The sequence below is a fragment of the Massilimicrobiota sp. mt181 genome (assembly GCF_055420065.1).
In genome coordinates, this window is the sequence record NZ_JBVAYN010000012.1 from 35111 (window position 1) to 47991 (window position 12881).

Below are 12881 nucleotides of genomic sequence, written 5' to 3' on the forward strand. Positions count from 1 at the left end.
AATAAATCAAAAGGGAAAATTGGAAATCATGAAAACATATATTGCCATTGATCAACCGGAATTATTGGAAAATATAAAAATTAATTTAGAAAAAACAAATAAAATAACAATTGTAGGTACTGCTAACAATGGAAATGATTGTTTGAAATTTTTTAATCAAAGAACTTGCGATTTATTAATCATTGATTTGATGTTATCAGAAATTGATGGAATTGGTGTCCTAAAAAAATTAAAAGAAATGAAGAATCAAGCATATCAAAAAGTTATATGTATTACACAATTTACCAATCAAACAATATGTAATATGTTAGAAGAACTTGATGTTACATATTGTTTCAAATATCCTTTTGATATTCAACATTTTGTTCAATCGACACTTTATATAGCTGCTTCAGAGTTTAAAAAACAGGAATTAATGGATCAGGATGAATCTGAAAAGTATAAAAGAGTGAAAATAGAAAATGAAATCACAGAAATTCTTCATGAAGTTGGTATTCCTGCTCATATTAAAGGTTATATGTATTTAAGAACAGCTATTTTAACAACATATTACAATATTGAAATCTTAGGACAAGTAACAAAAGTATTATATCCAGATATTGCGAGAATGTATAATACAACATCTTCTCGTGTAGAGAGAGCTATACGCCACGCTATTGAAGTTGCATGGAATAGGGGAAATACAGATGCAATTGATGATATTTTTGGATATACTGTTTCAGCTGTAAAAGCAAAACCAACAAATTCTGAATTTATTGCTATGATAGCTGATAAATTAAGATTAGCTCATAAAACTGATCATGTAAAAAAAGAAAGTCTTTATAATTATAAAAACTATATGTTAAAATAGAATCATGAAAGTTGAGGTGATGTCTTTGCAAATTATATTTCATATTGATTTGAATGCATTTTTTGCAAGTGCAGAGATTTCGCATAATCCTCAACTTAAAGGAAAACCAATTGTTGTCTGTCGTGAGTCAAGACGAAGTATTATTACGACTGCTTCTTATGAAGCAAGGAAATATGGTATTCATTCAGCTATGCCTTTATTTAAAGCAAAAGAACTTTGCCCACATCTCGTTATCGTCCCACCTCATTTTACTTTATATAAGACATTATCAAATCATTTTTTTGAAATCATTTCTTCCTTTTCAAGAAAATTAGAAGTAGCAAGTATTGATGAATGTTATGTCGATATGACAGAGTATATTCAAACCAACAAAATAAGCCCCTATGAAGCTGCAAAAGCGATTCAAGACAAAGTATTTCAGACACTTGATTTGCAATGTTCTGTTGGAATTGCTCCCAATAAGTTTTTAGCTAAAATGGCGAGTGACATGAAAAAACCTATGGGTATCACAATTATTACAAATCGTAATTTTAAAGAAAAATTATGGCATTTACCAATTAGTGATATGTATGGAATAGGGAAAAAAACTGTTCCCAAACTTCAAAAACTGCAGATATATACAATTGGTGATTTAGCAAAATATGAGAATTATGAAAAAATAAGAAGTATCTTTCAAAAAAACGCTTTTATTATTTATCAACGTGCTAATGGAAAAGATTTTTCTAAAATCAATTATGAACGCAACGAATTAAAATCTGTAGGAAATTCTACAACATTTGAAAGAGACAGTCATGATGAAGAATTCATTCGATCTGTTTTCCATTCTTTATCACAAGAAGTTTCTTCTCGAGCCAAAAAAAGAAATCTGGTTTCTAACTCTATTTCTATCACTTTAAAATATACTCGTGAAAAGGCTAAGACAAAACAAATTATAATTGATCAATATACAAATGATTATGAAGTTATATATGCTACAGCATTATTATTATTTGAAAGCATATATCATGGTGAGAATTTAAGATTAGTAGGAGTCAGTTTAAATAATGTTGTTCAAATGAAAAATCTAAATATACAACTTTCATTGTTTGGAAATCATCAATCAGAAAGCCAAATTTCTCAAAATGAACAAACAACTGATCAGCTCATTTTTCATTTAAATGAAAGCTTTCCAAATACAAAAATAATGAAAGCTTCTTCTTTAATAAAAGACGAAGAAATTCAAAAGAAATATCTTGAAAATAATGAATAACTGTAAAGAACGCTCATATACTTTAAAGAGGTGATAAAATGAGTGTTTTTTTACGTCGACTTCTTCAAGATAAAAAATATTTTTTAATTATGATCAGTTTTATTGTCTTTATGGGTTTTTTATTTGGATTTTATCAATATTCTCATACGAATATAACAATTCAGGAGTTCTTTCGTTATTTGTTTTATTTTAATATAGAAAAATATGAGAATCATTATCAGCTATATCTTATACAAAGTGGGTTATTTATTGTTATATGTACATATTTAAGTACAAGTTATATTGGTCAATTTGGTTTATTATTTATAACTTTTTTAAAAGGATTACAGATTTCTTTTTCAATACAATATACATTATCTATTATTCAAATTGATTTTATGATTATTCTTTTGATGTTATGTGAAATTGTTTTTGAAATTGTAATGGTTTTTATTATGATGTACATTGGCTTATATATATCTAGTTATGTCACATTAGTTAATTTTTATATTGAACAAAACTTTAATATCAAAAGTATTCTTAATTATCGTTTAAATTTTATTATTGCAGTTTTAATTATTTTAACATTGTCTCTTGCATTTCGATTATATATCATACCATTATTTTAATAAGCAACATGAGTGGTTTTTTTGTCAAAATATTGTTATAATAATAAAGTGATGTATTATCAAGGAAGAAAATAAAAAAAGATTCATATCAATTACATCCAAGAATGCAAGAAAGGAAATAGAAAAATGGAAAAATATAAACGTATATTTCTCATTGTACTTGATTCATTAGGAATAGGTGATGCACATGATGCTGCTGATTTTGATGATTTAGGTGCAAACACATTAGGTCATATTTGTGAAAAAGTAGGGGGGTTAGATGTTCCATGCCTAGAAGGAATGGGATTAGGTAATATTGGTTCTTTTCAAGGAATACATCCTCTTAAAAATCAGTTAGCATATACAGCCAGATTAGAAGAAGTTTCTAATGGAAAAGATACAATGACTGGACATTGGGAGATGATGGGGCTTCACATTACCAAACCATTTAAAACTTTTACAGATACTGGATTTCCTGAAGAATTCATTCGTTTATTTGAAGAAAAAACAGGAAGAAAATGTGTAGGAAATTATGCAGAAAGTGGTACAAAAATACTGAATGATTGGGGAGAACATCAAATCAAAACTGGTGATTGGATTGTTTATACATCTGCAGATTCAGTTTTTCAAATAGCAGCAAATGAAGAAGTCATTCCTCTTGAAGAATTGTATAAAGCATGTGAAATTGCTAGAGAAATCGCTATGGATGATCGCTGGAAAATAGGACGTGTCATTGCGAGACCTTATATTGGAAAAAAGAAGGGTGAGTTTGTAAGAACGGCCAATCGCCATGATTTAGCATTAAAACCATTTGGTAAAACTGTTTTAGATAGCTTAAAGGAAAATCTTATTGAAGTTATTGGAATTGGAAAAATCCCTGATATTTTTGTTGATCAGGGAATTACACGTAAAGTTAAAACTGTATCTAATCAAGATGGTATGAAAAAAACAATTGAAATTGCAAAAGAAGATTTTACTGGATTAGCTTTCCTCAATCTTGTAGATTTTGATGCTGTATATGGTCATAGACGTAATCCAGAAGGGTATGGACAGGCAATTGTCGAATTTGATCATCAATTAGAAGAATTATTATATCATCTCAATAGTGATGACTTATTAATGATAACGGCAGATCATGGAAATGATCCAACATATAAAGGGACTGATCATACACGTGAAAATGTTCCACTTATTATTTATAGCAAATCACTACAAATGCCTAAACATTTAGGTTTATTAAAAAGTTATGCAGTCATAGGTGCAACGATTGCAGACAACTTCCAAGTAGACAATCCTGGTATAGGTACGTCATTATTAAATCAAATTATTTAGGAGTATTCTTTTATGAGTGATATGCAAAATGGACGTCGTTCAGTCATGTTGGTCTTGGGAGGAACATTGTTAGGTAGTTTATTATATATTTTTAGTTTATCTATGCAAAACCAAATTTTGTTAACAGTAGATTATTTGATAGCATTGTTCTTATATATATGTTCATTTTTGGCTTCTTATCAACAATTTAAAAAATCCTCTCAATATATTTTCTTATATATCATGGTGATGATCGTTATAATAGCAGTGATATGTACATATAGTTTCTTTATGTCTTTATAAACGTCTTATTGTTATATAAAATGATAGTATAAAAGCAGACTTAAATGTCTGCTTTTATCATATGTATTGTTATAGTCATTCTTTAATCATTTATGATTCTTTTGAGCTCTTGGATGAAAATGCTTATATTCTTCATTGATTTTTGTATTATTAACATGAGTATAGATGGTTGTTGTTGAAATATTTCTATGACCTAATAATTCCTGAATTGAGCGGAGATCTGCATCATTATTCAGCATTTCTGTAGCAAATGAATGTCTAAGTGTATGTGGAGTTATGTGTTTGGTAATTGGACTATTATTGACTCTTTTTTTTAAAATATTATAAAATTCATTTCTTGTCATCGGCTTTCCATTGTTTAGCAAAAAGACAAATGAGTTTTCATTTTTTATAAATTCATTTCTATAATGATTAAGATAATTAGAAAGTATTTCTTTTGTTTGTTCGTCAATAAAGACATTTCTTTCTTTTCTTCCCTTTCCATATACTTTAATTGTATTATGAGCCATAGATATATCTTTAAGCTGCAAATGACACATTTCACTAACACGCATTCCTGTCGCAAATAATAAAGCTATCATACATTTATCACGGACATCACTTTTATTTTTTATCTCTATTGAATTTAAAATCTGAGCCATTTCTTGTGATGTTAACGTTTGTGGAAGAGTAGAGGGCTTTTTTTGTGACTCAAAGAAAGATGCAGGATTTGATGAAATATAATGGTTTCTCTCTAAAAAAATAAAAAACATTTTCATAGAAGCTAAAAGGCGATTTTTAGATGCAATGGAGTATTTGCTATCAACACTAATAATATAACTGCGGATATGATCCCTTGATACATCTTGAATGTCATAAACATTTATAGTATTTAAATAATTATGAAATTGTTGTAAATCTGATAAATATCCTGATATCGTATTTTGACTGGCATTCATTTCAACTGTTAAATATATTCGATATTCATTTATAGCATCTTTAATAGTCATTATATGAAAACTCCCTTCTTTTTATATTACTAATATAACATAAATATGCTTTTTTTCAATAAAAAAAATGACATAACGTATATTATGCGAAGTTAATGATATTTAATAATTTCTTTGATTCCGTATAACCCCTTTTCTATATGTTCCTTCATTGAGTTGAATATGAGTTAATAAAGTATAAATATTAGGTTTGAATTTTCAAAAAATAATCCTATAAAATAAAAACACTTCCGTTTCCCATATCCATTGGAAGTGTTTTATACCTTTATCAATAGACTTCATTGATATATTTCTTTAAATCAAATTGATCTTCTGATAGCTGGTTTGACATCATTGTTATCACAAAATCTTTTTTTCCATCAATATTAACATTTATATCACACTCTACTATTAATTTTTTTGAAGTGTTCTTGAAATATGCAAGCATTTGATTGAAAGCTTGATTATTTAAATAAATCAATTCATGAACATATATACTTATTTCATCTTCATGATATACGAGATAACCCTTTTCTTTAAATATTAACACCTGATCCTCAAAACTTTGACATCTCTTTTTAAATAGATTCCAATAATTTTCAGAACGCAGTCTATACTCATCAAAGTTTTTAGTGAATAAATCATAATATTGTGATAATAAAGAAAAATCATCTGATAATTCAAATTTTTCAGTATCATTGAGAGTATCTTTATTAACCTCTATAACTTGATGGTAGTGGGATGCAAAAAATCCAAAAGGACGATAAATTTCTGGGTGATACGCTTGTAAATAAATCTTTTTATGATGATATTGCTTTAAAATATATTGCATTAATTGCTTCATTAAGCCTTGTTGGCGGAAATTTTGATTTGTACAGACACCCAAAATAAAGTAACATTCTTGTTCCTGTTGCTTTTGAATGATCGTCATGGGAACTATCTGAAGTACAGAAAGAATTTGATCATTATTTTTGAGTACATATGTATTATGGCTGTTATACATATAAGAAAAATAAAAATCTGTAGATTCATCAGTTTCATCTTTAAAGCAATCTTTCCATAAGCTCTTTATTTGATTTTTTTCACTTTCATTAGCCTTTTTTATAACAGTATGATTTTCATAAATACGATATTTATGAATCATTTTGACTGGATGAAGTGATTGTTTGGAACGACGTAAATTCTCTAGTCCCATATCTTCTTCTCTATTAATCCATTTCTCATCTTGAAAATGATGTTCTAACAATTCTTTTAAAATGGCCGGATATAAACCTCTAATCTTTTTATTCGCTTTTTCAACGTGAATTTGAATAGTTGAATGATTTAATCGTGATGCGATAATAAAAGCTTCCATTTGATTATCTATGAAAATGCCACCTATTTCAAAATCAAGCAAATGTTTAGAAGATAATAATGACATAATTCCGCGCACTTCACTTGTCATAGATTCACTCAAATATTCTTTTTCCCCTTCCCATCTATTCAGACAAGAAAGAATAGTATCAAAATCATTTGTAATATCTAAATCACGATATTCGTAATTTGGGTGTTCTTTAAGAAATGCATTATAATGATTTCTTCTTTTCTGCATTTTCTTTCCAGACAATGTTTGATGCATTTTCTTATCATAAATATAGTCATCATTATAGGGTGTTCTTTCAAATAAAAACTTTTTTTGAGAATCATTTCTTTGAATCTCTTTAACGAAATCCTCAACAGCACAATCAATCATAAATGGAAATTGGTGATCATGACTATATTGAATCATAAAATCCATAGCTTCTTGATAATACTCAGGTGTTGTAAAAGGCATAGCCCAAAAATAAATATTTTTATAATGATGTAACATGACAAGAAAATGGTCATGAATTTCATATTGAATATGATATTCATGATTCCACATCATCATCGTTACAAAATTCGAATTATATCCTTCATAATTAGCTTTTTTTAAATAAGGTTGAATAATAGAATAATCTTCTAAAGTTAATTGTTTCATGATTGTTTAGAAAGCAGCATATGAATAAATTGTTTTGCTGTTCTTCCAGAAAAACCTCCATTTCTCATTTCCCATTGCAATGCCAACTCATGTAGACGTTCAATTGGCATTTGAATATGATAGAATTTTGCTAAAGCATCAATAATATCTAAATAATGCTGTTTATCAGGATGAATATACATGATTTGAACTCCAAATCGGGATACTAAAGACAGTTTTTCTTGCATTGCATCATTATTATTAATTTCCTGATCATGATTACGATCATTCCATGTTTCCTTAATTAAATGACGTCTGTTGCTTGTTGCATAAATAAGAATATTATCTGGTTTCTTTTCTAAACCACCTTCAATGACTGCTTTCAAATACTTATATTCAACTTCAAATTCCTCAAAAGATAAATCATCCATAAAAATAATAAAACGATAATTTCTATTTTGTAATTCATCAATAATTTGAGGCAAAGATATAAATTGATGTTTATAAACTTCTATCATTCTTAAACCATCTTTATAATAACGATTTAATAATGCTTTAATACTACTTGATTTACCAGTCCCACTATCACCATAAAGCAATACATTATTTGCTTTTTGACCATTTAAAAAGGCTTCAGTATTAGCAGTTAATCTACGTTTCTGGTCTTCATAACCAATCAGTTGTTCAAGTGTATTATTCCCAATATGTTCTATTGGTATAATATGATGATCTAAATAACGGAAAGCTTTATTTAAACCATATTTTCCAACACCATACTGATAATAATGATTATATAATATTTGATAGAATTCTTCTACTGATGTGCTCTTTGAAAGTTTAATTTGAAGTTGAGTTAAAAGATCATAAATCTCTTGATTGATAATAGTAGAACTATTTTCAAAAGATAAAAATAAATCTCTATATAAATCATCTATATGAGAAAAATCATAATGATAGAGCTGAAAAATAATCTCTAAATCATGACAAACAACTTTTTTTAATGAGTTTGAAATTTCTTTTTTTCTTTCTAAAGCTAAAGTAAAAGTATTTTCATGATATGCTAATAAATGTGTCAAAAGACTTTGAAATAAATGACCATGAAGTTCATATTTTTCAGCCAAATTCAGCATATATGCAATAAATTCTGATTCATTTATATGTACTTCTTTATCATCAACAAAAGAAAGACATTTTAAAACAAGAGAATCTTCAGATATATTTTTATAAATAATAAGTTGATTATTAAGCATGATGAAATCCTGATATATACTTAACTTATGAGTTAGTATATAATTTTCCTTTCTATTAATTTCAATTAATTATATTTTATAAACTCTTTGTAAAAAAAGACGATTGAATCGTCTTTTAGTTTTTAAAACTATGAATTGGTGCAGGAATTCGTCCACCTCTATCAATGAATTCATCACATGAAAAAGGATTAACAGGCATAATTGGAGCATACCCCAATAAACCTCCAAATTCAACACTTTCTCCAACATCCTTACCTATAACAGGTATGATACGTACAGCTGTTGTCTTTTGATTGATCATACCGATTGCCATTTCGTCTGCAATAATACCAGAAATTGTCTTTGCAGAAGTTTTACCTGGAATAGCAATCATATCCAAACCAACTGAACAGACACAAGTCATAGCTTCTAATTTTTCTAATGTTAAAGCTCCTGCTTCTACAGCATCAATCATTCCCTGGTCCTCACTTACAGGGATAAATGCACCAGAAAGTCCACCTACATATGATGATGCCATAACACCACCTTTTTTAACCTGATCATTTAAGATAGCTAAAGCCGCTGTTGTTCCTGGAGCCCCTACTCTTTCTAACCCCATTTCAGTCAAACAATCAGCTATACTATCTCCAACAGCAGGAGTTGGTGCCAATGATAAATCTATAATTCCAAAAGGAATATTCAAAGCAGCAGATGCCTCTCTTGCAACCAACTGCCCTACTCTTGTAATTTTAAAAGCTGTTTTCTTTACAATTTCGCATAGTTCCCCAAAATCTTTTCCTTTAGCTGTTTGAATAGCTTTTCTAACAACTCCAGGACCACTGACTCCTACATTGATAATAGCATCAGCTTCACTTACACCATGAAAAGCTCCAGCCATAAAAGGATTATCATCAGGTGCATTACAAAAGACAACAAATTTTGCACAACCGATAGAATCGCTTTCTTGTGTCAATTCAGCTGTTTCTTTTATGATTTCACCAACTAATTTAACAGCATCCATATTAATTCCTGTTTTTGTTGATCCAACATTAACAGAACTACAAACCAGTTTCGTTTCTTTCATGGCTTGTGGTATAGATTGAATAAGTAGTTTTTCAGCTTGTGTCATACCTTTAGAAACAAGTGCACTATAACCACCAATAAAATTAACACCAACTTTTTCTGCACATCGATCTAAAGTTTTCGCAATCTTCACAAAATCATCTGTAGAATGACATGCAGCAGCTCCAACTAAACCGATTGGTGTTACTGAAATTCTCTTATTGACAATAGGAATACCATATTTCTTTTCAATAGCCTCTCCTGTTTCAACCAAATGCGCTGCAACAGTCGTTATTTTTTGATAAATATTTTGACATAAAACATCAATATCAGCATCAATACAATCAATCAGACTAATACCGATTGTTATTGTACGCACATCTAAGTTTTCCTGTTCAATCATCTTATTTGTTTCATTAACTTCAAATAAATTAATCATGACCATCCTCCTTAGATTCTATGCATTTTATTGAAAATATCTTCGTGTTGTAATTTAATATGAACACCAATATTCTCACCAAGATTTTCTAACTGATCACAAACATCAGAGAAAGATTCTTTCGAATCACTCATATCTACAATCATCATCATATTAAAATATCCCTCTAATATTGTTTGAGATATATCCAAAATATTAATATTTGTTTTTGCTAAATATTGACAAACATTAGCAATAATTCCAACTTGATCTTTACCCACAACAGTTATAATTGCTTTTTCCATTTTTCATCCTCCTGATTGACAATATTATAACAAACAATATATAAAAAGAAAAGAAAAAAGGAGCAATGCTCCTTTTTTGGGATTATTTTAATAAAGACAAAGCCTTTTCAAATACAGCTTTACCGTTCATTGTACCATAATCTCTCATATCAATGACGTCTACAGGGATAGGTCCAGCTTTTCTACCAGCAGCTAATTTTTCAATAGCAGCTTTTTGGAATCTAACTTGTGGTCCAAGCAAGATGCAGTCAACTTCTTCTAATACTCTTGGTGCATCAGAAAATGGTAATGCAAAGATTTTGCATTCAACTCCAGCATCTTTAGCAGCAGCTTCCATTTTAGTAACTAATAAGCTTGTAGACATTCCTGCAGAACATACTAATAAAATAGTTTTCATATTTCTTACTCCCTTTCTTATTTTTACAATATATATTGTAACAATTTTTAGATGAATTGTAAACACTTACGGACAAAAATTTTCTGTTTCAGAAAATATCATGATTTCATCAATAAAATATGATTTTATAAATGAGTTATGATAAAATAGATAAAGAAAAGAGATGATGAAAATGAAATTACTTGTTGTTAGTGATAGTCATTTATATAAAGATCATTTACAACGTGTTGTCAAATTGTATAGATCTCAGGTTAATTATATGATACATTGTGGAGATTCGTCTTTACCTTTAGATAATCCCTATATTCAAAAGTTTGATATAGTTGTAAGAGGTAACCATGACGATGCTCCTTTTCCTATTTATCAAGTTTTACAAAATATATGTATAACACATGGACATTATTATGACGTTTATTATGGTTATGATAAACTTATTCAGCTTTGTCAAGAACATGATTGCTTTTTATGCCTACATGGTCATACTCATGTACCTACTTTTCAAAAACATCAAAATATTTATTTTCTTAATCCAGGTAGCCTGATGATGAACCGTGGTAGCTATGGATATGGAACTTATGCACTTATTAATATTCAAAATAAAGATATTCAGGTTGAATTTCGACATTGTGAGACAGATGAAGTTTGTCATCAGGACATTCTTGATGAAGGACTTGACTTATTAGAGGAATTCAAACAGTTGCTTAAATAGACATGAAAAAAGGAGCCGATATTGAAATGAACCCCGTTATTTGGACACCCAAATAATGGAGGTTCATTTTTTATTATGGCAAAACTTACAAGAGAACAAAAAATAGAATTATATGTGAAACGAAAGCAAGGACAAACTTTACCATCATTATCTGCAGAATACAAAATAAACAAAAAAAATATTGCATATTTAATAAGATTGATAGATAAGCATGGGTTTGACATTTTGAATTCTGGAAAAAACAAATACTACTCACTAGAATTAAAATTAGAGGCTATCAATAAAGTCATTCTCGATGGTCAATCAATAATAGGTACAGCTATTGAGTATGGTTTATCTAGTGATGGCATGTTACTAAATTGGATTAACTCGTATAAAGAGAATGGATATGTTATAGTAGAGAAAACGAAAGGAAGACCATCTACTATGAACAAAAAAGATCAATTCAATAAAAAATACGAAGATATGACTCCAGAAGAAAAAATCAAGTATCTTGAGGAAAAAAATCAGTATCTGGAAGCGGAAGTTGAATACCTAAAAAAATTGAGAGCTGCAGTTCAGGCAAGGAAGAATCGACAACCGAAGAAAAAGTAGCGGTAATTTGTGAACTGCAGCGTAAATATCCACTAAGGATTCTTCTTGAGATATCCGGATTAAAACGTTCAACATATTACTACACGTTATCCAAGACTCATAAAGACATGAAAAATGATGAAATAATGAACGTTATTATCGATATCTTTTATACGCATAAAGAACGTTACGGCTACCGTAGAATAACTTTAGAATTAAGAAATAAGGGATATGCGATCAATCACAAGAAAGTCAAACGATTAATGTCTATAATGGGATTATATACCAAAACGCCAAAAGCAAAATATAAGTCATATAAAGGTGATATGAATGGTACAGTAAAAAATCTATTACTTGATAAGGTAGTTGATGAAGAAAATCATAAGACATATTATAAAAGAAATTTTAATACAACAAGATGCAATGAAATATGGTCTACAGATGTATCAGAATTTCATATAGCAGCAGGCAAACTATATCTTTCACCGATTTTAGATTTACATAATCGAGAGATAGTATCTTTCAATATATCAACAAGTCCAAATTTTGAACAGACAAAAGATATGCTTAATAAAGCGTTTGATAAATATGATAACTTGAGTAATCTTATCTTTCGTTCAGATCAGGGGTGGCAATATCAAATGCAACCATATCATAAAATGCTTGAGGAAAAGGGAATTCAACAATCAATGCCAAGAAAAGGAAATTGTTTAGACAATTCACCAATGGAGAACTTTTTTGGAAAGATGAAAAATGAAATGTTTTATGGATATGAGTATACTTTTAAAACATTAGATGACTTAAAGACTGCAATGGAAGAATATATCGAGTATTATAATACTCAAAGAATTACAGTAAAATTAAAAGGATTAACTCCTGTTCAATACAGGAATCAATCCTTATTAAATGCTTAAATAACAAATTTAAATAAGTGTCCAACAA

General features: G+C 28.9%; 13 protein-coding genes. 7 read left to right on the forward strand and 6 right to left on the reverse strand.

The annotated features are described in order from the left end of the window. The first annotated feature begins 28 nt into the window (after positions 1 to 28). The 5 genes from spo0A to ACZYT4_RS08170 all read left to right on the forward strand — a co-directional run bounded on the left by spo0A (position 29) and on the right by ACZYT4_RS08170 (position 4300). Positions 29 to 850 carry a sporulation transcription factor Spo0A gene (spo0A, locus tag ACZYT4_RS08150; RefSeq protein WP_463784474.1) on the forward strand — a complete coding sequence of 274 codons (822 nt, stop codon included), beginning with the start codon at positions 29 to 31 and terminating at the stop codon, positions 848 to 850. Positions 851 to 869: 19 nt separating this feature from the next. Continuing rightward, positions 870 to 2099, forward strand: coding sequence for a DNA polymerase IV (locus ACZYT4_RS08155; RefSeq protein WP_463784566.1), 1230 nt, complete (start codon positions 870 to 872; stop codon positions 2097 to 2099). A gap of 38 nt (positions 2100 to 2137) precedes the next feature. Then, a complete protein-coding gene (locus ACZYT4_RS08160; RefSeq protein ID WP_463784476.1) occupies positions 2138 to 2707 on the forward strand; it encodes a hypothetical protein in 570 nt (189 codons plus the stop codon). Positions 2708 to 2833: 126 nt separating this feature from the next. Next, positions 2834 to 4018 carry a phosphopentomutase gene (locus tag ACZYT4_RS08165; protein ID WP_463784477.1) on the forward strand — a complete coding sequence of 395 codons (1185 nt, stop codon included), beginning with the start codon at positions 2834 to 2836 and terminating at the stop codon, positions 4016 to 4018. A gap of 12 nt (positions 4019 to 4030) precedes the next feature. Then, positions 4031 to 4300, forward strand: a complete 270-nt coding sequence (locus ACZYT4_RS08170; protein WP_463784478.1) for a hypothetical protein — start codon at positions 4031 to 4033, stop codon at positions 4298 to 4300. An 86-nt stretch (positions 4301 to 4386) separates the two neighbouring features. Here ACZYT4_RS08170 and ACZYT4_RS08175 read toward each other — a convergent pair whose 3' ends face one another. The 6 genes from ACZYT4_RS08175 to ACZYT4_RS08200 form a co-directional block, all read right to left on the reverse strand. Beyond that, positions 4387 to 5289, reverse strand: a complete 903-nt coding sequence (locus ACZYT4_RS08175; protein ID WP_463784481.1) for a tyrosine recombinase — start codon at positions 5287 to 5289, stop codon at positions 4387 to 4389. A gap of 268 nt (positions 5290 to 5557) precedes the next feature. Continuing rightward, a complete protein-coding gene (locus tag ACZYT4_RS08180) occupies positions 5558 to 7267 on the reverse strand; it encodes a GNAT family N-acetyltransferase (RefSeq protein WP_463784483.1) in 1710 nt (569 codons plus the stop codon). Beyond that, the gene (locus ACZYT4_RS08185) at positions 7264 to 8496 is read right to left on the reverse strand and encodes an ATP-binding protein (RefSeq protein ID WP_463784485.1); all 1233 of its coding nucleotides are present in this window, start codon (positions 8494 to 8496) and stop codon (positions 7264 to 7266) included. The genes ACZYT4_RS08180 and ACZYT4_RS08185 overlap by 4 nt, the downstream gene beginning before the upstream one ends. A gap of 115 nt (positions 8497 to 8611) precedes the next feature. Then, on the reverse strand, positions 8612 to 9976 hold the full coding sequence (locus tag ACZYT4_RS08190) for a PFL family protein (RefSeq protein WP_463784487.1): 1365 nt from the start codon (positions 9974 to 9976) through the stop codon (positions 8612 to 8614). An 11-nt stretch (positions 9977 to 9987) separates the two neighbouring features. Beyond that, the gene (locus ACZYT4_RS08195; protein WP_463784489.1) at positions 9988 to 10260 is read right to left on the reverse strand and encodes an ACT domain-containing protein; all 273 of its coding nucleotides are present in this window, start codon (positions 10258 to 10260) and stop codon (positions 9988 to 9990) included. A gap of 82 nt (positions 10261 to 10342) precedes the next feature. Further along, positions 10343 to 10657, reverse strand: coding sequence for a PTS sugar transporter subunit IIB (locus ACZYT4_RS08200; protein WP_087244016.1), 315 nt, complete (start codon positions 10655 to 10657; stop codon positions 10343 to 10345). 172 nt (positions 10658 to 10829) lie between these two features. Here ACZYT4_RS08200 and ACZYT4_RS08205 point away from each other — a divergent pair, with 172 nt between their 5' ends. Continuing rightward, complete coding sequence (locus ACZYT4_RS08205) at positions 10830 to 11366, forward strand: metallophosphoesterase family protein (protein WP_463784491.1); 537 nt, start codon at positions 10830 to 10832, stop codon at positions 11364 to 11366. A 75-nt stretch (positions 11367 to 11441) separates the two neighbouring features. Next, positions 11442 to 12853, forward strand: a protein-coding gene (locus tag ACZYT4_RS08210; RefSeq protein ID WP_463784493.1) for an IS3 family transposase whose coding sequence is annotated in 2 segments (ribosomal slippage) — positions 11442 to 11951 and positions 11954 to 12853 — 1410 coding nt in all. Because the reading frame shifts where the segments join, the coding sequence is not laid out codon by codon here. Positions 12854 to 12881 lie beyond the last annotated feature (28 nt).

Coding starts and splice junctions, on each gene's coding strand:
- ACZYT4_RS08175 (WP_463784481.1), bottom strand. CDS start 5,289: ATGACTATTAAAGATGCTATAAATGAATATCGAATATATTTAACAGTT.
- spo0A (WP_463784474.1), top strand. CDS start 29: ATGAAAACATATATTGCCATTGATCAACCGGAATTATTGGAAAATATA.
- ACZYT4_RS08200 (WP_087244016.1), bottom strand. CDS start 10,657: ATGAAAACTATTTTATTAGTATGTTCTGCAGGAATGTCTACAAGCTTA.
- ACZYT4_RS08165 (WP_463784477.1), top strand. CDS start 2,834: ATGGAAAAATATAAACGTATATTTCTCATTGTACTTGATTCATTAGGA.
- ACZYT4_RS08190 (WP_463784487.1), bottom strand. CDS start 9,976: ATGATTAATTTATTTGAAGTTAATGAAACAAATAAGATGATTGAACAG.
- ACZYT4_RS08170 (WP_463784478.1), top strand. CDS start 4,031: ATGAGTGATATGCAAAATGGACGTCGTTCAGTCATGTTGGTCTTGGGA.
- ACZYT4_RS08185 (WP_463784485.1), bottom strand. CDS start 8,496: ATGCTTAATAATCAACTTATTATTTATAAAAATATATCTGAAGATTCT.
- ACZYT4_RS08195 (WP_463784489.1), bottom strand. CDS start 10,260: ATGGAAAAAGCAATTATAACTGTTGTGGGTAAAGATCAAGTTGGAATT.
- ACZYT4_RS08155 (WP_463784566.1), top strand. CDS start 870: ATGTCTTTGCAAATTATATTTCATATTGATTTGAATGCATTTTTTGCA.
- ACZYT4_RS08205 (WP_463784491.1), top strand. CDS start 10,830: ATGAAATTACTTGTTGTTAGTGATAGTCATTTATATAAAGATCATTTA.
- ACZYT4_RS08180 (WP_463784483.1), bottom strand. CDS start 7,267: ATGAAACAATTAACTTTAGAAGATTATTCTATTATTCAACCTTATTTA.
- ACZYT4_RS08160 (WP_463784476.1), top strand. CDS start 2,138: ATGAGTGTTTTTTTACGTCGACTTCTTCAAGATAAAAAATATTTTTTA.